The sequence below is a fragment of the Aeromonas australiensis genome (assembly GCF_000819725.1).
Lineage (GTDB): Bacteria > Pseudomonadota > Gammaproteobacteria > Enterobacterales > Aeromonadaceae > Aeromonas > Aeromonas australiensis.
Genome location: NZ_CDDH01000062.1, coordinates 215,768 through 238,961 on the forward strand (window position 1 = coordinate 215,768; position 23,194 = coordinate 238,961).

A 23,194-nucleotide genomic window follows, 5' to 3' on the forward strand; every position below is an offset into this window, starting at 1 on the left:
TGGTCAAACCACGAAATGTGCCAAACTTCGGCGTACTATCGCAAATTTGAACAGAACTCACGACAAATTGATTACACCATGTACATCCCGCCATTAACATGCAGGGTTTCGCCGGTGATATAGGCTGCTTCATCAGAAGCCAAGAATACCACAGCTGCGGCAATTTCTTTTGGATCACCCAAACGGGCGGCAGGCACCTGACTCATGATGCCGGCACGCTGCTCCTCGTTGAGTGCCTTAGTCATATCAGTTTCGATAAAACCGGGGGCAACTGCGTTCACGGTAATGCCGCGTGAAGCGACTTCCCGCGCCAACGATTTGGTAAAACCAACCAGCCCAGCCTTGGCAGCAGCATAGTTGACCTGACCGGCATTGCCCATGGTGCCGACCACGGAGCCAATGCTGATGATGCGACCGTGACGTTTCTTCATCATGGCACGCAACACAGGTTTGCTCAGACGATAAAGGGAGGTTAGATTGGTATCGATGATCTCGTTCCACTCGTCATCTTTCATCCGCATCAACAGGTTGTCACGGGTGATCCCTGCGTTGTTGATCAGGATGTCGATGTCGCCAAAGCGCGCCTTGATGGCGGCAAAGACGGCTTCGATGGATTCCTGGCTGGTCACGTTCAGCGCCATGCCACACCCATTCTCACCAAGATAGGCGCTGATCGCCTCGGCTCCGCTCTCGCTGGTCGCTGTACCGACCACTTTCGCGCCACGGGCTACGAATGTTTCGGCAATCGCACGACCGATGCCACGACTGGCACCGGTCACCAACACAACCTTATCGGTAAAGCTCATCACTTGCTCCTGTTACTTGATCTGGGCCAGCGCCTGCTCGAAAGAGGCGGCATCATTGGCGTGAATACCTTCCACGCGCTTGTCAATGCGCTTGGCGAGCCCGGTCAACACTTTGCCCGGTCCCATCTCGATCTCGAGGGTAACCCCCTCATTGGCCATCCGCTCGACAGTCTCGGTCCAACGAACCGGGCTGAACAGCTGACGTACCAGCGCTTGCTTGATGGCGGCCGGATCCTGTTCACAGGATACGTCGACATTATTGATGACCGCGATGGTTGGAACCTTGATCTCGATCCCGTCCAGCGCAGCTGCCAGTTTTTCTGCGGCAGGTTTCATCAGCGCGCAGTGGGACGGCACGGAGACCGGCAGCGGCAGCGCACGCTTGGCGCCAGACTCTTTCATCAGCACGTTGGCACGCTCAACGGCCTCTTTGTGACCGGCGATAACCACCTGGCCCGGGGAGTTGAAGTTGACCGGAGAGACCACCTGCCCTTCTGCCGCTTTTTCGCAGTTGGCAGCGATGGATTCGTTATCCAGACCGATGATGGCCGCCATGGCGCCGGTCCCTTCCGGTACCGCTTCCTGCATGGCCAGACCACGCAGCTCGACCAGTTTGACCGCATCGGCAAAATCGAGTGCGCCGCTGCAAACCAGCGCAGAGTACTCACCCAGGCTGTGACCCGCCATCACGGCAGGGGTTGCCCCACCCTGCTGTTGCCACAGGCGCCACAGGGCGACAGAGGCAGTCAGCAGCGCTGGCTGGGTGCGCCAGGTTTTGTTCAGATCGTCAACCGGACCATCCATCACCAGGGCAAACAGGTCATAACCCAGCACCTGGCTCGCCTCGGCGAAGGTCTCCTTGATCACGGCATGTTGTTCGGCCAGCTCGGCCAGCATGCCAACGGACTGGGAACCTTGTCCCGGGAAGGCAATGGCAAATTGGGTCATCATTGATTCCTTTTAGATAAGACAAAAATGAAATCGGTGACGGGATGATGGAGACACCATCCCGCCGAAGATCAAAGGCGAACCAGCGCCGAGCCCCAGGCAAAACCGCCGCCAAAGGCTTCCAGCAGTACCAGCTGGCCCGGTTTGATCCGGCCATCCCGCACCCCTTCGTCGAAGGCGATCGGAACGGAAGCGGCAGAGGTATTGCCGTGCTTGTCGAGGGTCAGCACCACTTTATCGAGGCTCATACCCAGCTTCTTGGCGGTAGCACTGATGATGCGGAAGTTGGCTTGATGGGGCACCAGCCAGTCCAGCTCGCTCGGCTCAATGCCAGCAGCGGCCAAGGTTTCGGTGACGATCTCGCTCAGACGGGTGACCGCGACCTTGAAGACATCGTTGCCCTTCATATACATGTAGGCTTCGAGCTCGGCACCCGGCATGCCGCGACGAGGGTGCGGCAGCTTGAGCAGCTCGCCATAACGGCCATCGGCATGGAGATGGGTAGAGAGGATGCCCGGGGTCTCGCTGGCACCGACAATCACAGCCCCTGCCCCGTCACCAAACAGGATGATGGTGCCGCGATCTTGCGGATCGCACATGCGGGAGAGCACATCGGCCCCGACGACCAGCACATGGCGAGCGGCGCCGGATTTGACGAACTGATCGGCAATGGAGAGCGCATAGGTGAAACCTGCGCAGGCCGCTGCCACATCAAAGGCAGGAATGCCCGGTACGCCGAGCAGCCCCTGCAGCTCGCAGGCGGCAGCCGGGAAGGCATTTTCAGCGCTGGTGGTGGCCAGCACTATCATATCGAGATCAGCAGCGGTCAGACCCGCTGCATCCAGGGCGCGCAGGGCGGCCTGGTAAGAGAGGGTGGCAACGGTTTCGTCAGCTCCGGCAATACGGCGCTCACGAATACCGGTGCGCTCCACGATCCACTCATCACTGGTTTCAACCATCTGTTCAAGCTCGGCGTTGGTACGCACTGAACTCGGCAGGTAGCTGCCAGTACCCAGAATTTTGCTATGCATAGAGTTCTTATAGATCCCTGTCAGAGAAGACAGCTTCAAGGCGATCTGCTATTTGCAGTGGAAGTTGATGTTTGGCCTCTTGTGCGGCCAGCAGGATCGCATTACACAAAGCGCGCCGTTCGGCCCGCCCATGACTTTTTACCACAATGCCGCGCAATCCTAACAGACTTGCCCCGTTATACTGGTCGGGGTTCAGGTAAGAAAAGCGCCGTTTGAACATAAATCCGGCGATCCGGCCAAGAAAAGTGCGTTTCTTGCGGGGATATCCGGCCAACTTGGCCATCATCCGCACCACTCCCTCCGCCGTCTTGAGGGCAACATTACCGACAAAGCCGTCGCAGACGATCACGTCGCATTCGCCGCTGAAGATGCGATCCCCTTCGATGAAACCGACATAGTTGAGAGCATGGCACTGGCGCAACAATTCGGCGCTGTGGCGCACCAGGTCATTGCCCTTGATCTCCTCCTCGCCGATGTTGAGAAGAGCTACACGGGGAGAGGGGATGCCTTCTACCTTTTCAGCCACAACCGCCCCCATCACAGCAAATTGCAACAAGGTATCGGCATCACAACTGACATTGGCGCCGAGATCCAGCATCACTGTTCGTTTACCGGTGAGTGTGGGTAAGGCCTTGATAAGGGCGGGTCGGTCGACTCCAGGTAGGGATTTGAGTACGCATTTAGCCATCGCCATCAGCGCACCGGTATTGCCGGCACTGACGCAGGCATCAGCCTCACCGGCTTTCACCAGATTGAGTACCACCCGCATGGAGGAGTCTTTCAGTGTTCGCAACGCCACGATCGGCTTGTCGCCCATGCCAACCACCTGGGATGCATGTACAAAACGAACGCGGGGATGATTGAGCAAGCCATGTTGCTGCAGTAAAGAGGAGGTCTGGTGCTGGTCGCCGACCAGGATCAGTTTTAGCTGGGGTAAAAGAGACAGTGCCTGCACGGCGGCAGGCACTGTTTCCGAGGGGCCAATATCTCCCCCCATGATGTCTAGCGCGACAGTTTGCGTAGACAAAGGCAATCCTTAAGCGATTACCTTTTTACCGCGGTAGAAACCATCGGCAGTCACGTGGTGACGACGATGAATTTCGCCACTGGTCTGATCAACAGTCAGGGCAGCGGTGGTCAGCGCATCGTGGGAACGACGCATGCCACGCTTGGCACGGGTTTTACGGTTCTGTTGTACGGCCATTGTAGGCTAACTCCTAAATTCACTTACGTTTAAGCTCTTCAAGAACTGCGAAGGGATTCGGCCGCTCATCAGCAGGTTCGATTTCACCCCAGGTCATCTCCATGTTTCCTCTGGGGCATGCATCCAGAGAATGCATTGCCTCTTGAGGCAACGAGAGGATGAGTTCATCCTCCAGGATTTGATGAAGATCTATCTCGCCGTTTTCATCCAACTCAATGGGCTCATAAGCTTCCGGCAGTTCTTCCTCGTTTGTTCTTTCGAACAGCGGAGTGTAGATAAATTCAGCTTCACAGAGGTGTTCGAATGTCTCTCCGCAACGTTGGCAAACCAGGTCAACCTTGGCATGGGCAGTGCCTTTCATAACGGTCAACTTCTGGACATCTTTGCCAAAGTGCAGTGATACATCGATATCACTCTGCAAGCCAGCGGTTGATTCCTCCAGCCTGGGCATCTGCAACTTTTCCACTATCCCGATGTAATCGAGCAGCTTCAAGGCACTACGGACTGGATCAACCTTAACGGGCAACTTCACCTTTTGCATAGGGCGCGAATAATATAGGTCCAACAACTGATAGTCAAAGGAAAAAGTCCTTACCGCCGATGATTTTAACGTCACAAGTCCTTAAAATGCCGGTACTCGCTTTCATCGGTACCTGATTATGCCACAGAATCTGATCCTCGCCTCAACTTCTCGCTATCGCCAAGCCCTGCTAGAGAAACTTGGCCTCCCCTTTGAATGTGCCGCCCCCGATGTTGATGAGCGTCCGCTGGCTGGAGAATCAGCTGACGCGCTGGTGGCCAGATTGGCACGCGCCAAGGCAGCTGCCATCGCCCAACAGCGTGATCACGGTTTGATCATCGGTTCTGATCAGGTGTGTATGTGCAATGGCCACATCCTCGGCAAACCGGGCACCATCGACAATGCCATCGCCCAGCTGATGGCTGCCCAGGGCCGCAGCGTCACCTTCTATACCGGCCTGTGCGTAATGGATGCCGCAACCGGTGAAGCTCATCAACTGGTGGAACCCTTCACCGTCCATTTTCGCAACCTCGATGAAGCTGCCATTCGCCGTTATGTAGAGGCTGAATTACCCCTCGATTGTGCCGGTAGCTTCAAATGCGAAGGAATGGGAATCGTGCTATTCAAGGGGCTGGAGGGGCGCGATCCTAACGCCTTGATCGGTCTGCCACTGATCGGGCTGATCGAACTACTGGCGATGCATGGTATCGCCCTTCCCTAAACCTTGAGGATAGGCGGTAGGTGTAAAGCGGGAGCCGACGCTCCCGCATGATATTTATAGCGCGCCAGGCGTATCAGCGGGGCAGGCCGTTGAGGAAGTTGTCGAGCTCAGGAGCCAGCGGCGCCTCTACTTGCATCTCGCGGCCATCTGCCGGATGGGTGAAGCTGAGCTTCCAGGCATGCAAAAAGAGCCGTTTCAGACCTTGGCTGCGCATTTTCTCGTCAAACGCCGCTTCACCGTACTTATCGTCGCAGGCGATCGGGTGACCGGCATGCAGGGTGTGCACGCGGATCTGGTGGGTACGACCGGTGATGGGGCTGCACTCGACCAGGGTCGCTTCGGCAAATTGACGTACGATACGGAACCGGGTTTCGGAGGGCTTGCCATCGGCGCTGACCCGCACCACCCGTTCACCGGATTGCAGGTCGTTCTTGCGCAGCGGCGCATTGACCACCTTGACGTGAGCCTGCCACTTGCCACGCACCAGCGCCAGATACTGCTTGCGCATGGTCTTGACGCGTAACTGCTCATGCAAGCTGCGCAGGGCGCTGCGTTTCTTTGCAACCAGCAATACACCAGAGGTGTCGCGATCCAGTCGATGAACCAATTCGAGGAAACGGGCTTCCGGACGCAGGGCTCGCAGCCCTTCAATCACGCCAAAGCTCAGGCCGCTGCCGCCGTGTACTGCCATGCCGGAGGGCTTGTTCAGCACGATCATGGCATCGTCTTCGAACAGGATCTGGCTCTCCAGACGCTGGATAACACCGAGGTTTGCCGAAGGTAGCTCATTCTTCTCGGCAACGCGCACGGGGGGTACCCGCACCTCATCACCCGCGCAGAGTTTGTACTCCGGTTTGATGCGCTTTTTGTTTACCCGCACTTCACCTTTGCGAAGGATGCGATAGATCAGGCTCTTGGGGACGCCCTTTAGCTGAGTCTTGAGAAAATTGTCGATGCGCTGCCCGTCATGCTCAGCTTCGATGGTGAGCAGCTGCACTTGTTGTTGTATCTGTGTCATGGCGCGGATTTTACCACTGCCAGCGCCCCTTGGCTGCTGGTTTGTTGAAAAATGGCGCCTTGCTATAAAAGAGGTTTAAATGGGATAATAAACAAGGTTTTGTCATTGTGTTCAAGCCTTGTACTAAGTGGCCAAAAAGTATGCCACCCAATCCCGATACACCGTGTCTAGAAGAACATGACGGTTCCCGGGTGCGAGGTACAACGCATGGAGAACACAAACATCACCGTTTATTTGTCTCCATTTCGGCCTCCTTATTCATTCCTTCTCGAGAAGGAATGACCAGAGCGCCCTTAGTTTGCGCCTCATGCATACCCCAACCGGGAGGTTGCCCCAGTATGCTGAAGACCCGAGGCCGGCGCCGGCAGGACCCAGATGGAGGAAATCAAAATGACACAATAATGAGAACTCAATGAAAAGAATGCTTATCAACGCAACTCAAGAAGAGGAGTTGCGCGTAGCGCTGGTTGACGGACAACAGCTCTACGATTTGGATATTGAAAGTCCGGGACACGAGCAGAAAAAAGCGAACATTTACAAGGGTAAGATCACCCGTGTAGAACCCAGCCTTGAAGCTGCTTTTGTCGACTACGGCGCTGAGCGCCACGGTTTCCTGCCGTTGAAGGAGATCGCCCGCAATTACTTCCCCTCCGGTTACTCCTATCAGGGTCGTCCCAACATCAAAGAAGTGGTCCGCGAAGGTCAGGAAGTTATCGTCCAGATCGACAAGGAAGAGCGTGGCACCAAGGGTGCAGCCCTCACCACCTTTATCAGCCTGGCAGGTAGCTACCTGGTACTGATGCCCAACAACCCCCGTGCCGGTGGTATCTCCCGCCGCATCGAGGGTGATGAGCGGACTGAACTGAAAGAAGCCCTGAGTGGATTGACCGTGCCGGAAGGCATGGGCCTGATCGTGCGCACCGCCGGTGTGGGCAAGTCGCCGGAAGAGTTGGAGTGGGATCTGAACGTTCTGCTCAACCACTGGGACTCCATCCACAAGGCCTCCCAGGAGCGCGCCGCGCCGGTGCTGATCCACCAGGAAAGCAACGTCATCGTGCGTGCCATTCGTGACTATCTGCGTCGCGATGTGGGCGAGATCCTGATCGACAATCCGGTGATTTTCGAACGCGCCAAGGCCCATATCGAGCTGGTACGTCCCGATTTCCTCAACCGTGTGAAGCTGTACAAGGGTGAAGTTGCCCTGTTCAACCACTTCCAGATTGAGAGCCAGATCGAATCAGCCTTCCAGCGCGAAGTACGCCTCCCCTCCGGTGGCAGCATAGTGATCGACCCGACCGAAGCACTGACCTCCATCGATATCAACTCCTCCCGCGCCACCAAGGGCGGCGATATCGAAGAGACGGCGCTGCAAACCAACCTGGAAGCGGCCGACGAAATTGCCCGTCAATTGCGTCTGCGCGACTTGGGTGGCCTGATCGTTATCGACTTCATCGACATGACCCCGGTTCGCCATCAGCGCGAAGTGGAAAACCGTCTGCGTGAAGCGGTACATCAGGACAGGGCCCGCATCCAGCTGGGCCGGATCTCCCGTTTCGGTCTGCTGGAGATGTCTCGCCAGCGCCTGCGCCCTTCCCTCAACGAGTCAAGTAGCCACATCTGCCCCCGTTGCCAGGGTCAAGGGGTGATCCGTGACAACGAATCCCTCGCCCTGTCCATCCTGCGTCTCATCGAAGAAGAGGCGATGAAGGACAACACCGAGCAGGTTCACGGTCAGGTGCCGGTGGATGTTGCCGCCTATCTGCTTAACGAGAAGCGTGCCGCCATCGCCAGTCTGGAGCAGCGCAATGATGTGCGTGTTTACATCATTCCGAACCAGCATCTGGAAACCCCGCACTACGAAGTGACTCGCATTCGTCAGAACGAGATCCCGGAAGCGGCCAGCTATGAGCTGAAAACCGAGATTGCCAAGCCGGTTTACCAACCGAAGCAAGCTCAGGTGATCGAGCGCGAGCAACCGCTGCTGCAAGGCTTCGCCCAACCGGCACAACCGGCCCCTGTTGCACCGCAACAGCCGGCGGCGCCCGTTGCTGCGGCCCCTGCCGAAGCCGGTTTCTTCAGCAAGCTGATCAAAGGCATTACCGGCCTGTTCAGCAGCGATGCAGCCCCTGCCGACGTGAAAGCGCCCGCCGAAAAACCTGCGGCTCGTGAAGCGCGCAAGGATGAAGGTCAACGTCACCAGCGTGAAGAAGGTCGCGGCCGTGGTCAGCGTCCTCGTCGTGATGACAATCGTGGCAACCGCAACAATGCGGAAGCTGGCGAGAAGCGTGAAGGTGGCAACCGCGAAGCCGGTGAAAACCGTAATCGCCGTCCCCGCAAAGAGCGCGAGCCGCGTCAGGAGCGTGAAGCTCGTGGCGAACAGCGCATGGAACGTGAACCCCGTCAGGAGCGCGAGCCTCGCGAACCTCGTCAAGAGCGTGCACCACGTCCGGCCCGTGAACCTCGCGCCCCCCGTGAGCCCCGTGCTGAAGTCGTTGTTGACGCGGTAGACGCCGTTGATGCAGCTGTCGCCCAGCCACGTCAGGAGAAAGAGCAGAAAGTGGCCGAGCGCCGCGAACGTCGCCAACTGCGCAAGCAGATCCGCGTCGATGTCGCCGCAGCTGACACCCCTGCCCTGCCGGTTGACGAAGTACCCGCGCAAGCTACAGTTATCGATGCAACCCCGGGTAACGAGCAGGAAGAGCAGAGTGAAGGCCAGCGCCGTTCACGCCGCACGCCACGCAGCCAGCGTATCGAAGGCCAGCGTCGCAAGCGGATCAACGATGATGTCCGCAGCCAGCGTGAGGAAGAACAGCAAGATACCACCACTCTGACCACCGCAGCCCAGGCAGATATTGCCAAAGCGCAGGTTGAAGAGCCGGTGGTACCCGTTGTGACTATCCCGAGCGCTGAAGCCGTTGCGGCAGCCCTGCAAGCTTCTGCAGCTCTGACCGAGCATGTGGTTGTCGAAGCCGTTGCTGAAGAAGCAGCCGAGCAGGCCACTGTCCAGGTTGAAGCAACCCAAGCTGATGTGGCCGCAAGCCCGGTTATTGAAGCTGTCGCTGAGGTCGTGATTGCAGCAGAGCCGGAAGTGGCCGTTGTTGCAGCTCCGGTTGCCGACGTGGCTAGCGCTGAAGTGGTTGAAACCGCACCGGTTGTTGAAGTGCCTGCTGTAACAGCGCCTGTTGCGGAAGCTGCACCGGTCTCCACCCCAGTCGAGCTGCCAGCCGCTGCTGTTGTCGAAACCCCGGCAGTTGTCGCTGCCGTTGTGGTGGAAGAGACTCCGGTCGTCGCCAAGCAGGTAGCGCACGGTGCTGGTTTGCTGGCGCGTGCCCGCAAGGCATCCGCACCGATGGCAACCCCTGCCGAAGCCCCAGCCCTGCCAGCCCGTGAGCCGGTTAACTACCCACCGCTGGTACGTAACGAGGTGAACACGTCAGGTCGTCACGGTGGCAGCACTGCCGCCGTCAACGTGGCCACCTGCCCGGCCGGTCGCCCCTAAGCAAGCCGGGTTGACCCCCTAAACAAAAGCCACACCAACCGGTGTGGCTTTTTTATTTCTCGCTTCCCCGCAGACACATGAATGCCTATGCTCGGCAAAACCGTTTTGTTATCTCTCTATCACCGAACACAGGGTTAACTCATGTTTACTTTTTCACCTAACAGAGCAAGCCAACCTTAAGCTCCTATGTTCAGCATGAAGCCAATTGATTTTTTCTGTTTAAAATATTGTTTGTTGGCATACAAGTAGTTGTATAGATGACGGTTTGCAATGGGCCGCAAGATCTATTTGATATGGAACTCTCTGGTCCTTGCATACAGGCCAATCAGGACATTGGGTTATACAGAAACCTGAACACTCCCCTTTCGCAGAATTGAGGAGGTTTGTTATATAGCAAACCTGCCTCAGGTCTTGTTCAACTGATGATCAACTCAGGTTGCATCCACACAGATGCACATATAGGTAACTGTCGATTGCTATAGATTTGCTTTCCGGGAGCTAGCCAGCTCCTCCCCTATCCTAGCGGCAGCACAATCTATGCACGACACGGCCCTTCCCCATAAAATTAAGTGTTGATACTGAGTCAGACGCAGGCCCTGATACACGAGAGCTCAGTAACCGCTGCTCAACGAGCCTGTTTAAAAGGTATATAAAAATGCCGCCTGGCTTTGCAACCGGGCGGCATTGAACATCTTCTGTGATTGAGAACGAACTATCAGGCTGTTGCCAGCTTGGCCTGCTCTTCACCGCGCTTGAGCATGGCGTAAGCCACACCGGTCAGCAGCGAGCCTGCGGCAATGGCCAGGATATACATCATGACGTTGCTGATGGCGTGCGGAATGAACAGAACGAACAGGCCGCCGTGGGGTGCCATCAGCTCACAGCCGAACAGCATGGAGAGCGCACCGGTCAGGGCGCCACCGACCATGCAGGCCGGGATAACCCGCATCGGATCCTTGGCGGCAAACGGAATGGCCCCCTCGGAGATAAAGCACAGTCCCAGTACGAAGGAGGCCTTGCCCGCTTCCTGCTCCGCTTTGATGAACTTGGTGCGGGCCAGGAAGGTGGCAATCCCCATCCCCAGTGCCGGTACCATACCCGCGGCCATTACAGCGGCCATGGGGGCGTAGGTTTTGGAGGCCAGCAGGCCGACACCGAACGCATAGGCCGCCTTGTTGACCGGGCCACCCATGTCAAAGCACATCATGGCGCCGATGATCACACCCAGCAGCACGGCGTTGGCAGAGCCCATGTTGTTGAGGAACTCGGTCATGGCATTCATGATGCCGGCCACCGGGCCACCCACCACGTAGATCATCACCAGACCGGTAAAAAGGCTGGCAAAGAGCGGAATGATCAGGATGGGCTTGAGCGCTTCCAGGGTCACCGGCAGGCGCACCTTGTCGCTCAGGTACTTGGCGCTGTAACCGGCCAGGAAACCGGCCACGATACCGCCAAGGAAACCGGCGCCCAGGGAGCTTGCCAGCATACCGCCTATCATACCGGGAGCGAGGCCCGGACGATCGGCGATGGAGTAGGCAATGTAACCGGCCAGCACCGGGATCATCAGGGCAAAGGCGGAGCCGCCACCGATCTGCATCAGGGCCGCAGCCAGCGTCCCCTCCTCTTTGAACGCCTCGATCCCGAAGATAAAGGAGAGCGCGATGATAAGGCCGCCCGCCACCACCATGGGAAGCATAAAGGAGACACCGGTCAGCAGATGCTTGTAGGGGCCCGCTTTTTCCTCTTTCTTGGCTTGGCTGGCGCCGCTGTGGCGATAGGTTTTCGCCTCGGTCCAGGCCTTGTCGAGCTCGGCACGGGTTTTCTTGAGCGCCGCCCCCGTGCTGGTGCGATAGACCGGCTTGCCATCGAAACGGGCCATGTCCACTTCGATATCGGTGGCGAGGAACACCAGATCGGCAGATGCAATCTCCTCGGCGGTCAGGGCGTTCTGGGCACCGACCGAGCCTTGGGTCTCGACGCGGATCTGATAACCCAGCTGCTTGGCCATGGTCTCCAGGGCTTCCGCCGACATAAAGGTGTGAGCCACCCCGGTCGGGCATGCGGTGACTGCGACGATGCGCTTGCCAGCGGCGGTGGGTTTAGCTGCTGCGGGCGCGGCTTGATGACGATAGAGGCTGGCACCGCTGGTTGCGGCCTCCAGCAAGGCAGCCGGATCCTGCAGGGCAAGATCCATGCTGCCCTGATAGACCCGCTTGCCGTCATAGGCGGCTAGATCCACCGGAGCGCTGGCAACAACCAGCACCAGGTCGACGGCGGCAATCTGCTCCTTGCTCGGCACCTGGCGGGGTTGCACGCTGGAGCCGACATCGAGGGTGAGCTCCCAGCCAGCCAGTTTGGCCTGCTGTTCTATCCGTTTGGCAGCGAGAAAGCTGGTGGCTATGCCCGCCGGGCAAGCCGTAACCAGAATTGCTTTCATTGGGCATCTCCTGAGTTTTCCATTGAGGGGGTATGGCATTGAACCGGTGCCAGCTCATCCAGAGGCTGTACGCGCACCTGTTCAAGTAAGGGGTTGAGCACATTGATATCGTTAAAACCGACCGCCACCTGACTGACCGCCAGTGCAGAGACGGCGGTAGCCAGCCGCAGGGTCTGCTCCGGCGCCCAGCCAAGGCTGAGACCATGGGCGAGACCTGCCACCAGAGAATCGCCAGCACCCACGGTGCTGACCACCTGCATCCGCGGTGGAATGGCTTGCCAGACGGCATCCGGGGCAAACCAGATCAGGCCATCGGCGCCGTTGGAGATGACCACGTTGGGGATCCCGCTTGCCTGCAGCGCGCGGGCACACTCGGCCTGCTCGCTCAGCGTCTTGATGGGGCGACCCGCCCACTGGCCGAGCTCCTCCAGATTGGGTTTGACCAGGGTCGGCGCCGCCTTGATCCCTTCGCTTAACGCCGCGCCGCTGCAATCGAAGATCACCTGCTTGCCCTTGGCCTTGAGCAGGCGAATAAGTTGAGCGCAGTAATCGGGGGCAACCCCTTTGGGCAGGCTGCCCGCCAGCACGAACCACTCAGCATGCGCAGCCAACTCGTCGATGACCTGTTCCAGCGCACTCACTTCCCCTTGTTGGATGGTGAGCCCCGGCAGATTGAGATCGGTGACCCGACCAGACAGCTCGGAGATCTTGACGTTGATGCGGGTGCTGCCCGCCACGCGGACAAAGTGATCATCCAGCGCCCGCTCGGCAAACAGAGAGACAAAACTCTGCTCATTATCAGCGCCCAGCCAGCCGGTGACGTCCACCTCGCGGCCCAGATCCCTGAGTACCATGGCGACGTTGATCCCCTTGCCCGCGGCGCGTAAGGAAGCCTCGCTCACCAGATTCACCTCGCCAAGGCTCATTGCCTCGAGACGAGTGGTGAGATCCAGGGCGGGGTTGAGGGTAATGGTAACAATCTTCATCAATGCGCCCCCTCGCCGAGACCTGCGGCGATCGCCTCACCGATCCCCTTGAGGGCGGCTTCGGCATCCACCCCTTCGGCGCGAAATGCCAGACGGTGACCGCACTTGACCCCAAGGCCGATCACCTTCATCAGGCTCTTGGCGGAGACCGCTTCGCCGCTGCCATCCAGATTGGCAACCCGGATGTCCGATTCAAACTCTTTGGCCACCTTGACCAGCATGGCGCCGGGACGGGCATGCAGGCCGTGGGGGTTGATGATGGTGAAGGTGTCGGAAAGACCGCTCGCGGGGCCCGCTTGCAGCATGGCCAGCCCCTCGCCGCCCGCCAGCGTGGCAAGTTGACCGGCAGCCGCCAGTTTGGCCAGATTCTCCAGTTGCAGCAGATAGCCGCTATCGGCGGCGCACAGCAACAGCAGGGCGCTGACCGGTTGCTCCCCTGCGTTCAGCGTGCAGCTCGGAGTGGCCAGCACCCAACCGGTCTGGCCCGATGCTGTTTGCTGAACATTGGCCCGAGCCAGCCAGATGCCCTCGCCCAGATAGGCCGGTTCACTTGCCAGCAGGGCGCTCACCATGGCGGCATCGCCCCAGCCCGCCGATTTGGCGCGGGCGGCCGCCCCCAGCAGCAGCTGGTCGCGATCATCGGCCGGGAAGTCGGCCAGGGTCAGGTATTGCACCTCTTTCGCAGCAGTGGCGCAGGTCAGGATATTGATGATGGTGTCGGCATCGGTGGCCTCTTTGAGCTGGGCTGCCGCCTGCTCGTCACCCAGCACATGGGTGAGCTGGCGCAAGATGCCAAGATGCTCGTCGGACTTGGCGGCGATACCGATGGCGACATAGGCGATCTGCCCCTCATCCCACTCGATACCCTGGGGGAACTGGGCCACCATGACACCGGTACGCTTCACCAGATGGCGGGTATCGGTGGTGCCGTGGGGAATGGCGATGCCGCTGCCAAGGTAGGTGGCGTGTTGCGCCTCGCGGGCCAGCATCCCATCCACATAGCCTGCTTCCACCAGACCGGCCTCGGCCAGCTTGCCTGCCAGCAGGGCAATCGCCTCGGCCTTGGTCACTACCGACTGTCCCAGCAAGATCTGCTCTCGCACCAACTTCAACATAACCACTCTCCATCAGGTTCCGGCCGTGCCGGGCCAACACAATTGAACATTCGAGTCACTCGTCAATCGACAATGCACCCTATCGCAACTCACTGTGATCCGGGCCCGATTTTCAGGCCACTGGGTATCTTCATTGCTGACAAGCTGAATCGTTTCACTTACATTCAGACTGAATCGTTTCAGCAAATTGATCAAGCCCCCACAAAGCGTGGTTTTCAATGATATGATCCCGCGCACACTTTTCGATGCCCTCACCCGGCAGTGCCCGTGGGCCTAGCAACTCAAACAGAGCCAATATGATGAAACTGGATGAAATCGCCGCCCTCGCCGGTGTCTCGCGCACCACGGCCAGCTATGTGATCAATGGCAAGGCCGACCAATACCGCATCAGTCAAGCCACCCGCGACAAGGTGATGGCCGTGGTCACCGCCCACAACTACCAGCCGGACAGCCGCGCCGCCTCCCTGCGTGGTGGCCAGACCAGGACTCTCGGCTTTATCCTGCCCGACCTTGAAAACGCCAGTTACGCCAAGCTGGCCAAACGGCTGGAACAGGGGGCGCGGACACAGGGCTATCAGCTGCTTATCGTCTGCTCGGAAGATGATCCCGACACTGAGAAAGAGCTGGCCCATATGCTGGTAAGCCGCCATGTGGACGCTCTGCTGGTGGCCAGTTGCCTGCCGCCGGACGACCCCTTCTACGGCAAATTGCAGGGGCAAGGCAGCCAGATCCTCGCCATCGACCGGGCGATGGCCGCCGACAAGTTTGTCACCGTCGCCAGTGAAAACCAGAAGGCGAGCTTTGATCTCACCAGCTCCCTGCTCACCCCTAACCTGCGCCACATCGCCTTGATCACCGCGCTGCCGGCACTGACGATCAGTCAAGAGCGCAAAGCCGGTTTCGAACAGGCCATCGCCAGCCACTGTGCGACTCGCCACCTGTGCGAGGGGGATCACTTCTCCCGCCTTGAGGGGTATCGCCTGATCAAACATCTGCACCAGCAGCTGGGTCAGCTGCCCGAAGCGCTGATCACTACTTCCTATATCCTGATGGAGGGGGTGCTCGACTACCTGCTGGAACAAGAGACCGATATGAGCCAGCTCGCCATGGCCACTTTTGGCGACGATCGGCTGCTCGACTTCCTCCCCTTTGGCATCAACTCCCTGCCCCAGCAGCACGATGCACTCGCTAGCCAGGCGCTGGCGCTGGCACTCAAGGCAGTGAACGGCGAATACCAGAGCGGGCTGCACTATGTAAGCCGCACCCTCAAGCGCCGCCGTTAACCCGCTCCATCGCAGGCCCCGCTTGTTGTCAATGAGTGGGTAAAGCGAACAGATGACAATAAGGCAGCCAGAACTGGGCAGCCTTATTGTTACTCCCCACAACCCACCCGCATGCTTTCGCGACTCCTCTTGCCAAACAACCGACTGGCCGATGGCCCCTTTGTGTTCCCTAACTCGATACCTGCGCCGCAACATGGCACTCCCAGAGCACCTATCTGGGTTACCTCCCCCCTGACCGGTTTACCTAGATGGGGCCCCTAGCCAGGCGCTTTTTTCAGCACTTAGCTACCACTGTCATCATTTATTTCCACTTATTGCCACAAGCCAGCACAAGATCAGGATAAAAGGGGTTGTTTCCGCTATTTTGATCCGCTAACGTGGCAACCATCTTTTACAACTGACAGGTTTCAGGTACAGATGTTTCCATTCCGATATTGCTAGCCTCCGGCCCAATCCCCGGAGGCGCCTGCTGATAACGCCAATTGGCCCCCTCTTGTTGACGCCACTGCTGACATCGCCTGTTTGCACTGACACCACTACGCTCGGATGGATAACATGAATACCAAAACCCTGGGTTGTACCCTGTTGATTGCCGGCACCACCATAGGCGCCGGCATGCTGGCCCTGCCGCTTGCCTCCTCTTCCCTCGGCGGCCCCGCCACCCTGATGCTGATGGTCGGCTTGTGGGCCCTGATGGCCTTCACCGCCATGCTGCAAGTAGAGGCCAGCCTTAACACCGGCAAGTGGTACCTGCACCAGTTGGCGGATCATCTGCTCGGCCCCTGGGGCAAACGCATCGCCTCCTTCTGCATCCTGATGCTGTTCTACTCGCTGGCCTCCGCCTACATCAGCGGGGGCAGCAGCCTGCTGGCACAAGCACTGGCCGATACGGGCATGGCGCTTACCCAGGAGCAAGCTGCCTGGGCCTTTACCTTGCTGTTTGGCGGCATGGTCTGTGTCGGCACCCGCTCGGTGGATTACCTCAACCGGCTGATGTTCACCGTCAAATTGGTGATCATGGTAGCTGTGCTGGCGCTGCTGCTGCCGCGCACCGAAGGGCAGCATCTGCTCTCGATGCCGCTTGGTCAGGGCTTGCTGCTGGCGGGCCTGCCGGTCATCTTCACCTCGTTCGGCTTTCACGGCTCCATTCCGAGCGTGATGCTCTACCTCGGTGACTGTCCCAAGCAGCTGCGCCGGGTGTTTGTCTGGGGCTCTGCCCTGCCGCTGATCCTCTATGTGCTGTGGCAGGTGGCGATCCTCGGTCTGCTCGGCCAGCAATCCCTGCTGCAAACCGGCGGCGCGCTGGACAGCCTGCTGGCCAATGTCGGCAAGCTGGTGAGCTGGCCTGCATTTAATCAGGCGATGCACCTGTTTGCCGATCTGGCACTCGCCACCTCCTTCCTCGGGGTGACGCTTGGGCTTTTTGACTTTATGGCCAAGGTGACCCGCCGCAAGGACAACTGGCAGGGCCGCAGCCAGACCGGTCTTATCACCTTTGTTCCGCCGCTGCTGTTTGCCCTCTACTTCCCGCAGGGCTTTATCATGGCGCTGGGCTACGCCGCCATTGCATTGGCGATCCTCGCGGTGCTGCTGCCGGTGGCGCTGGTATGGCAGAGCCGCAAGCAGGCGCCTGTCCACCACTACCGCGCCCCGGGTGGCGTAGTGGCGCTGGGAGTGGCCGCCGCGATGGGCGTACTGATCGTCGGTGTGCAGGTGAGCGTCAGCATGGGGCTACTGCCGGCCCTCTGATCCTTGCCGCCATTCAATGCTCCACTTCAAATAGCAAAAGTGCAAAAGCCCCGCCAATCAGTTTGGCGGGGCTTTTTGTTGGTCAAAAATGCGTTGGATACAGCCATCACCATTCATTCAGGCAGCGGCCCTTACCAAATAGACACCCAAACCTTCAGCTATATACCGACCTGTTTACTACCTAACCCTGAATAGTCAGTTCAAAAACCGTTCATGCCCCTTCGCTACACTGCCCGCTCGTTTATCGCTATCAGGAGTTTGAAAACAATGATGTTGCACCTCAAGAAGAGCACCCTTGCCCTCGTCCTGCTTGCCGCCAGCGGCGCACTTAGCGCCGCCGAAATCGCCAACAACAATATCACCGAGGCGGAGATCAAGGCCGCGCAGGATGGTTGGGGCGCGGCGCTTATCAAGATAAGCGATGACTATCGCGCCGGTGGGATTAAGCGCGCCAAAGCCACAGCCGAGGCGGTACTCGACAGCGCTTATGGCTACCAGCAGGGGCCGGTGCTGTTCAAACCCACCCTCGCCGGTGGCGAGCAGACCTTTCGCACCACCCGCGAGGGGGCGCTGGCCTACTTTGTCGGCAACAACAGCGCCTATCCGGCCGATAGCGGCTTTGCCCTGAAAAACTGGCAGAGCTATCGCTATGACAATGCCGCCGTCTATATCAACGGCGACATGGCGCTGACCATGGGCAAGGTGCATCTGGTGGATCGCGATAACAAGGAGACTACGGTCGACAAGACCTGGGGTTTCAAGAAAGGAGATGATGGCAAGGTGCGCATCGTGCTGCACCACTCCTCCCTCCCTTACGAGGGGTCATGACGGGACGCTACCCACCATCAACACGGTCAACAAACAGCCCTGCCACCTCGGCAGGGCTGTTTGCTTTGCGCCTGCGCTTGGCCAATGGCGAGTGAATAGATGACGGTCGTGCTACGGCCATTTACGACAGCCATCAAGGCAAGCCATTAAGATGCCAAGCCTCAACACCAACCACTCGACATCATCACACCGGGAGCCAGATACCAGGACCATACTGCCTGCTTGCGTAGCCCTGCTCACCCTGTAGCTTGGTCGTTTTTGGGATCAGCCGCACACCAGAGAACTTCCATTATCAGGTGGCAGGAATAGGACTGACCTTCACTGTGATCCTGGTGAGCGCAACCCATATCCTGATCACGGCGTAGCTCTCCTGACTCAACCGTCACGAATAGCTGGCGAAGCGGTCTGGCTGCCATCCCCATCGGCTATTCTTCACTGCACGGATCATCGCCACAGTTCTGCTTAAATAAGCCCGATTCAGGAGTGCGATATGAAGTGGATTGGCTGGTTACTGTTTGTCGGGCTGACCCCTGTTGCCCACGCAACCCCGCTAAAGCTGGCGGCAGCGGTCGAGCACACCGCGATATTGCGCCCTTTTATTCATGACTGGTTTGGCCGCGCTGGCATCGATTTTAAGTTGGTCCCCTGCACCTATGCCCGCTGCGAAAAGTTGATTGAGACAGACAATGCTGTCGATGGTGATATGGCCCGGATCAAGGGCTTTGATCAGACCCATCCCCACTTGCTGCAGATCGGAGCCCCCATCTCGGAAGCCGCGATTTATGGCAAGCCACGGGATAACCCCAACTGGCCCCCCGCCAAAGGGGCCGTGATTGGCTGCCTGCGTGGCATCCAGTGGTGTGAACGCAACCTCGGCAGCTATCAGATCATCTGGTTGAACGATGAGAAACAGGGACTTGCCCAACTGCACAGAGGAAAAGTGGACTGGATCATCAAGATGCGCGCCGCCTCTCAGCCTGCACTGGCCGCACCTTGGCAGAAGATTGCCAAAGAGCAGGTCTTTCTCTACCTCGATAAAAAGCATCGGGCGGAAATTTCGGCCCTGCTCAAGGTACAGCTGGCGTTTATTAATAACGGCCGCTGGCTGGCGATGCAACAGCAGTATTTTTCGGCCATCTAACGCGGTTCTCGCAGCACCACACAGTGCCGATTACATGGCTGAAAAAACAAAAAGCCCTGCCAGATTGGCAGGGCTTTTTCAGTCAACCGCATAGCTGGGGAGTCAAGCTCCCGAGCCGTTTACTGGTTGTGGGTTGAACGACGTGGGCGACGGGCCTGAGCCGGTTTGCCCGCGCCATCAGCCGGACGCTGACCACCTTGCGGCTTGGGCTTGCCACCGTTACCGGTACGGGCACCACCTGCATTGCCATTGGAGGCGGAACGACCGGCCCCCTGACGCTGGCCTTGACCTTGCGGACGCGGCGCACGGCGCTGCTCGCTCGGATCGCGGGGCTCTTTGCGAAGCGGCGCGCCGATACCACGGCTTATGTTATCGAGCGTCTCACGGGAGGCTTCAAAACCGGCCACCTGCTCGCAGGGGATGTTCTGCTTGGTCAGGCGCTCGATCGCCTTGATAAGCTTGCCTTCATCGGCAGCAACCAGGGAGATGGCGTGACCGGCAGCACCTGCACGACCGGTACGGCCGATACGGTGAACGTAATCTTCCGCCACGTTGGGCAGCTCGAAGTTCACTACTTGCGGCAGCTTGTCGATATCAAGGCCACGGGCCGCGATGTCGGTCGCCACCATCACCCGCACACTGCCATCCTTGAAACCGGCCAGCGCGCGGGTACGGGCGCCCTGGCTCTTGTTGCCGTGGATGGCGGCGGCGCTGATGCCATCTTTTTCCAGCTTCTCGGCAACCCGGTTGGCGATGTGTTTGGTACGGGTAAAGACCAGCACCTGCTGCCAGTTGTTGCTGGAGATAAGGTGGCTCAGCAGGGCAATTTTGTTGGCCTTGTCACATGGATGCACCAGCTGCTCGATACGCTCGGCAGTGCTGTTGCGCGGGGTCACTTCGATCACCGCCGGGTTGTCCAAAAGGCCGGTGGCCAGCTCGCGAATTTCATCGGCGAAGGTGGCGGAGAAGAGCAGATTCTGGCGCTTCTTCGGCAGCAGGGTCAAGATGCGGCGGATGTCACGGATAAAGCCCATGTCGAGCATGCGATCAGCTTCGTCCAGTACCAGGATCTCAACCTCGTCGAACTTGACGGCGTTCTGGTTGTAGAGATCCATCAGGCGGCCGGGACAGGCCACCAGCACGTCCAGACCACGGCGAGTCGCCATCATCTGCGGATTGATGCTGACGCCGCCAAAGACCACGTGGCTGCGCATCGGCAGGTGTTTGCCGTAGTTACGCACGCTCTCGCCCACCTGGGCGGCCAGCTCGCGAGTCGGGGTCAGCACCAGCGCACGAATGCGGTTCGGAGAAACCTTGCGCTTGCTCTCCATCAGACGTTGCAGCATCGGCAGGGTAAAGCCTGCGGTCTTGCCGGTCCCTGTTTGGGCCGCCGCCATCAGATCGCGGCCAGCCAGAACGGCGGGGATCGCTTGCTGCTGAATGGGAGACGGGGTGTCGTAGCCTTGTTCGGCAACGGCACGCAACAAGGGTTCGGCCAGACCGAGGGAAGTAAAACTCATAGTTACCTGCTAGGGATAGTGGCGCCGGGGATTTGTGGTGGGGCTCCTCTGCTGAGCCGATGCCATCTCACAAGATCTGGGCCTATTGAGAAAACAACGATTTCCCCGGGGAGCAGAGCAAAGGGGAAAGAATAGAGGCGCAGTCTAACGGAGTTGCCCGGGATAAACGAGAAAAATGTGATGCTCCTCCCAGCACGAACAGAAAAAAACCCTCCAGCCCCCCGAATAATCCCGTGGATTGATGTCGCACGCACCACACTATTATCTGGCAACACAATATCAGCCCTCGCAGGCATGGATCGCGGGGCAACAGCACGGGATAGCACACAATAATGAGGGTTAACCATGACCAAGCCATATCGTCCTCGCGGCAGCTGGCAGGCTAGGCTCTGCCTGCTGATGTTTCTGCTGAGCCCTGCTCTGCAAGCAAGTCAGACCCTGACCGTGGCCTGGAGCCATTGGCCCCCCTTCAGCCAGATCGGCAGCCAGGGCGAACTGGAGGGGCTGGATGTCAGCCTGACCCGCCAGATCCTCACCCAGGCGGGTTTTACCCCCAAGTTTCGCGAGCTGCCCTGGGCGCGGGCACTGCATCTGGTGGAACACGATCAGCTGGATGTGGCGATGGCCGCCCTGCCCCTGCCGGAGCGCCAGGGCTATGCCCGCTTCTCGGCACCCTATCGCCAAAGCGCCTATGTGCTGTTGAGCAATGACCCGATCCCCGGCCATCAGGATCGCTGGAAGCCTCTCGATACCTTGTCCAAACTGTGTCACAGCAAGGGGCTCAACATTGGCAAACTGCGCGGCACCCGCCCCATGCATCAGATGGATAGCTGCCCGGCGCTTAAAATGGCAACCGAATACAACGCCGATGAGCGGATGATCGATCTGCTGCTGGCTCGCCGCCTCGATGGCATCATCATGGAGTGGCAATACGCCCGCTACCGGCTGGCTCAACTGGGGGCCGAAGGGTTTATCCGCTGCCAGCTGTTGCTGCACCACCAGCCGGTCAGTCTGATGTTTGCCAAAAACAGCGTAAGCGAAGAACAGATCCTCAAAATCAACGAGGCCATTTATGCCTTGCCCAACCCCCACAACACGTTCTCGCCCCCCAGGTGTCGCCTCAATGCCGATCCGGGCGCCGCGGATCTGTTGACCCGCACCCACCGCAAGCATTGACGGGATAAGCCATCACCTGAAATAGCAAAGGCGACCCGAAGGTCGCCTTTTTGGTATTGTCGAACTTGTTCCCCAAACAGGGGGCGATCAGCCGATAAGCAGCAACAGCGATCAGCGTAGCTGCGGGGTATGGGTCAACACCCCCTGGTTCTGGGCGCGATGGCGCAGCAGGTGATCCATCAACACCAGCGCCAGCATGGCTTCGGCAATGGGCACGGCGCGGATACCAACGCAAGGGTCGTGACGCCCTTTGGTGATCATCTCGATAGCCTCGCCTTCGGTATTGATGGTCTTGCCCGGCACAGTGATGCTGGACGTCGGTTTGAGCGCCATGCTTACCACGATATCCTGACCTGACGAGATCCCACCCAGAATGCCGCCCGCATGGTTGCTGGCAAAGCCTGCCGGGGTCATCTCGTCACGATGCTCGGAGCCTTTTTGCTCCACCACCGCAAAGCCGTCACCGATCTCCACCCCTTTCACCGCATTGATGCCCATCATGGCGTGGGCGATGTCGGCATCGAGGCGGTCAAACACCGGCTCACCCAGGCCCACCGGCACATTGCGCGCGATGACCTGCACCTTGGCGCCAATGCTGTTGCCCTCTTTTTTCAGGTCACGCATGTATTGATCGAGCGCTTCCAGCTTGCCCCCATCAGGGAAGAAGAAAGGGTTCTGCTCGATCTGCGCCGCGTCAAACGCCTCGGCCTTGATGGGGCCGAGCTGGGAGAGGAAACCGGTGATCTCGATGCCGTGCGCCTGTTTGAGGTACTTCTTGGCAATGGCCCCCGCCGCCACCCGCATTGCGGTTTCGCGTGCCGAGGAGCGACCACCGCCGCGATAGTCGCGCTGACCATACTTCTGGTGATAGGTGTAGTCAGCGTGACCCGGCCGGAACAGATCCTTGATCTCGGAGTAATCCTTGGAGCGCTGATCGGTGTTCTCGATGAGCAGCCCGATGGAAGTGCCGGTGGTCTTGCCCTCAAACACCCCGGAGAGGATCTTCACCTCATCCGGCTCGCGGCGCGGCGTGGTGTAGCGAGAAGTGCCCGGCTTGCGCCGATCCAAGTCTCCCTGCAGATCCGCTTCGCTTATCGCGAGCCCAGGCGGGCAACCATCGACCACGGCGCCCAGCGCCAGGCCGTGGCTCTCGCCAAAGGTAGTGACCCGAAAGAGTTGACCAAAACTGTTCCCTGCCATGCGCGCTCC

Annotated in this window: 19 protein-coding genes; 7 read left to right on the forward strand and 12 right to left on the reverse strand. The window is 58.9% G+C overall.

The genetic code is table 11. The features are described from left to right. Nucleotides 1–71: 71 nt before the first annotated feature. From fabG to yceD, 6 genes are all read right to left on the reverse strand, one after another. The gene (gene fabG / locus BN1117_RS10590; protein ID WP_040097179.1) at nt 72–806 is read right to left on the reverse strand and encodes a 3-oxoacyl-ACP reductase FabG; all 735 of its coding nucleotides are present in this window, start codon (nt 804–806) and stop codon (nt 72–74) included. Nucleotides 807–818: 12 nt separating this feature from the next. Beyond that, nucleotides 819–1,754 (reverse strand): ACP S-malonyltransferase, encoded by a 936-nt coding sequence (gene fabD, locus BN1117_RS10595; RefSeq protein WP_040097180.1) that lies wholly within the window; start codon nt 1,752–1,754, stop codon nt 819–821. A 71-nt stretch (nt 1,755–1,825) separates the two neighbouring features. Continuing rightward, nucleotides 1,826–2,785: a beta-ketoacyl-ACP synthase III gene (locus tag BN1117_RS10600; protein WP_040097182.1), complete on the reverse strand. Its 960-nt coding sequence runs from the start codon at nt 2,783–2,785 to the stop codon at nt 1,826–1,828. Nucleotides 2,786–2,792: 7 nt separating this feature from the next. Beyond that, complete coding sequence (gene plsX / locus BN1117_RS10605; protein ID WP_040097184.1) at nt 2,793–3,812, reverse strand: phosphate acyltransferase PlsX; 1,020 nt, start codon at nt 3,810–3,812, stop codon at nt 2,793–2,795. Nucleotides 3,813–3,821: 9 nt separating this feature from the next. After that, complete coding sequence (rpmF, locus tag BN1117_RS10610) at nt 3,822–3,989, reverse strand: 50S ribosomal protein L32 (protein WP_005300935.1); 168 nt, start codon at nt 3,987–3,989, stop codon at nt 3,822–3,824. A 19-nt stretch (nt 3,990–4,008) separates the two neighbouring features. After that, complete coding sequence (yceD, locus tag BN1117_RS10615) at nt 4,009–4,530, reverse strand: 23S rRNA accumulation protein YceD (protein ID WP_040097264.1); 522 nt, start codon at nt 4,528–4,530, stop codon at nt 4,009–4,011. A gap of 118 nt (nt 4,531–4,648) precedes the next feature. Between yceD and BN1117_RS10620 the strand changes: the two genes are divergently transcribed. Further along, nucleotides 4,649–5,230, forward strand: a complete 582-nt coding sequence (locus BN1117_RS10620; RefSeq protein ID WP_040097185.1) for a Maf family protein — start codon at nt 4,649–4,651, stop codon at nt 5,228–5,230. 73 nt (nt 5,231–5,303) lie between these two features. Here the strand turns inward: BN1117_RS10620 and rluC are convergent, their stop codons facing one another. Beyond that, complete coding sequence (gene rluC / locus BN1117_RS10625; protein WP_005351815.1) at nt 5,304–6,248, reverse strand: 23S rRNA pseudouridine(955/2504/2580) synthase RluC; 945 nt, start codon at nt 6,246–6,248, stop codon at nt 5,304–5,306. Between the two features lie 412 nt (nt 6,249–6,660). On the opposite strand from rluC, the gene rne reads away from it, so the two are divergent. Continuing rightward, a complete protein-coding gene (gene rne / locus BN1117_RS10630; RefSeq protein WP_040097187.1) occupies nt 6,661–9,747 on the forward strand; it encodes a ribonuclease E in 3,087 nt (1,028 codons plus the stop codon). Nucleotides 9,748–10,462: 715 nt separating this feature from the next. On the opposite strand, the gene fruA is transcribed toward rne, so the two are convergent. From fruA to fruB, 3 genes are read right to left on the reverse strand one after another with little or no spacing between them, the layout of a single operon-like run. Next, nucleotides 10,463–12,187, reverse strand: a complete 1,725-nt coding sequence (fruA, locus tag BN1117_RS10635) for a PTS fructose transporter subunit IIBC (protein WP_040097189.1) — start codon at nt 12,185–12,187, stop codon at nt 10,463–10,465. Next, nucleotides 12,184–13,173 (reverse strand): 1-phosphofructokinase, encoded by a 990-nt coding sequence (gene pfkB / locus BN1117_RS10640; protein ID WP_040097190.1) that lies wholly within the window; start codon nt 13,171–13,173, stop codon nt 12,184–12,186. The genes fruA and pfkB overlap by 4 nt, the downstream gene beginning before the upstream one ends. Further along, a complete protein-coding gene (gene fruB, locus BN1117_RS10645) occupies nt 13,173–14,288 on the reverse strand; it encodes a fused PTS fructose transporter subunit IIA/HPr protein (RefSeq protein ID WP_040097192.1) in 1,116 nt (371 codons plus the stop codon). The genes pfkB and fruB overlap by 1 nt, the downstream gene beginning before the upstream one ends. Nucleotides 14,289–14,584: 296 nt before the next feature. Here fruB and cra point away from each other — a divergent pair, with 296 nt between their 5' ends. From cra to BN1117_RS10665, 4 genes are all read left to right on the forward strand, one after another. Beyond that, the gene (cra, locus tag BN1117_RS10650; protein ID WP_040097194.1) at nt 14,585–15,571 is read left to right on the forward strand and encodes a catabolite repressor/activator; all 987 of its coding nucleotides are present in this window, start codon (nt 14,585–14,587) and stop codon (nt 15,569–15,571) included. Nucleotides 15,572–16,126: 555 nt separating this feature from the next. Beyond that, nucleotides 16,127–17,320: an aromatic amino acid transport family protein gene (locus tag BN1117_RS10655; RefSeq protein WP_040097195.1), complete on the forward strand. Its 1,194-nt coding sequence runs from the start codon at nt 16,127–16,129 to the stop codon at nt 17,318–17,320. Nucleotides 17,321–17,587: 267 nt separating this feature from the next. Next, nucleotides 17,588–18,148, forward strand: coding sequence for a hypothetical protein (locus BN1117_RS10660; RefSeq protein ID WP_040097197.1), 561 nt, complete (start codon nt 17,588–17,590; stop codon nt 18,146–18,148). A gap of 490 nt (nt 18,149–18,638) precedes the next feature. Further along, on the forward strand, nt 18,639–19,289 hold the full coding sequence (locus BN1117_RS10665) for a hypothetical protein (RefSeq protein WP_040097199.1): 651 nt from the start codon (nt 18,639–18,641) through the stop codon (nt 19,287–19,289). Nucleotides 19,290–19,408: 119 nt separating this feature from the next. Here the strand turns inward: BN1117_RS10665 and BN1117_RS10670 are convergent, their stop codons facing one another. After that, the gene (locus tag BN1117_RS10670; RefSeq protein WP_040097201.1) at nt 19,409–20,809 is read right to left on the reverse strand and encodes a DEAD/DEAH box helicase; all 1,401 of its coding nucleotides are present in this window, start codon (nt 20,807–20,809) and stop codon (nt 19,409–19,411) included. A gap of 345 nt (nt 20,810–21,154) precedes the next feature. Between BN1117_RS10670 and BN1117_RS10675 the strand changes: the two genes are divergently transcribed. Next, on the forward strand, nt 21,155–21,985 hold the full coding sequence (locus BN1117_RS10675) for a substrate-binding periplasmic protein (protein WP_040097203.1): 831 nt from the start codon (nt 21,155–21,157) through the stop codon (nt 21,983–21,985). 111 nt (nt 21,986–22,096) lie between these two features. Here the strand turns inward: BN1117_RS10675 and aroC are convergent, their stop codons facing one another. After that, nucleotides 22,097–23,185 (reverse strand): chorismate synthase, encoded by a 1,089-nt coding sequence (gene aroC / locus BN1117_RS10680; protein ID WP_040097204.1) that lies wholly within the window; start codon nt 23,183–23,185, stop codon nt 22,097–22,099. Between the last annotated feature and the right edge of the window lie 9 nt (nt 23,186–23,194).

Coding starts and splice junctions, on each gene's coding strand:
- BN1117_RS10600 (WP_040097182.1), bottom strand. CDS start 2,785: ATGCATAGCAAAATTCTGGGTACTGGCAGCTACCTGCCGAGTTCAGTG.
- BN1117_RS10665 (WP_040097199.1), top strand. CDS start 18,639: ATGAAGTGGATTGGCTGGTTACTGTTTGTCGGGCTGACCCCTGTTGCC.
- rpmF (WP_005300935.1), bottom strand. CDS start 3,989: ATGGCCGTACAACAGAACCGTAAAACCCGTGCCAAGCGTGGCATGCGT.
- BN1117_RS10675 (WP_040097203.1), top strand. CDS start 21,155: ATGACCAAGCCATATCGTCCTCGCGGCAGCTGGCAGGCTAGGCTCTGC.
- BN1117_RS10660 (WP_040097197.1), top strand. CDS start 17,588: ATGATGTTGCACCTCAAGAAGAGCACCCTTGCCCTCGTCCTGCTTGCC.
- BN1117_RS10655 (WP_040097195.1), top strand. CDS start 16,127: ATGAATACCAAAACCCTGGGTTGTACCCTGTTGATTGCCGGCACCACC.
- yceD (WP_040097264.1), bottom strand. CDS start 4,530: ATGCAAAAGGTGAAGTTGCCCGTTAAGGTTGATCCAGTCCGTAGTGCC.
- pfkB (WP_040097190.1), bottom strand. CDS start 13,173: ATGAAGATTGTTACCATTACCCTCAACCCCGCCCTGGATCTCACCACT.
- fruB (WP_040097192.1), bottom strand. CDS start 14,288: ATGTTGAAGTTGGTGCGAGAGCAGATCTTGCTGGGACAGTCGGTAGTG.
- BN1117_RS10670 (WP_040097201.1), bottom strand. CDS start 20,809: ATGAGTTTTACTTCCCTCGGTCTGGCCGAACCCTTGTTGCGTGCCGTT.
- fabG (WP_040097179.1), bottom strand. CDS start 806: ATGAGCTTTACCGATAAGGTTGTGTTGGTGACCGGTGCCAGTCGTGGC.
- aroC (WP_040097204.1), bottom strand. CDS start 23,185: ATGGCAGGGAACAGTTTTGGTCAACTCTTTCGGGTCACTACCTTTGGC.
- rne (WP_040097187.1), top strand. CDS start 6,661: ATGAAAAGAATGCTTATCAACGCAACTCAAGAAGAGGAGTTGCGCGTA.
- rluC (WP_005351815.1), bottom strand. CDS start 6,248: ATGACACAGATACAACAACAAGTGCAGCTGCTCACCATCGAAGCTGAG.
- cra (WP_040097194.1), top strand. CDS start 14,585: ATGATGAAACTGGATGAAATCGCCGCCCTCGCCGGTGTCTCGCGCACC.
- BN1117_RS10620 (WP_040097185.1), top strand. CDS start 4,649: ATGCCACAGAATCTGATCCTCGCCTCAACTTCTCGCTATCGCCAAGCC.
- fabD (WP_040097180.1), bottom strand. CDS start 1,754: ATGACCCAATTTGCCATTGCCTTCCCGGGACAAGGTTCCCAGTCCGTT.
- fruA (WP_040097189.1), bottom strand. CDS start 12,187: ATGAAAGCAATTCTGGTTACGGCTTGCCCGGCGGGCATAGCCACCAGC.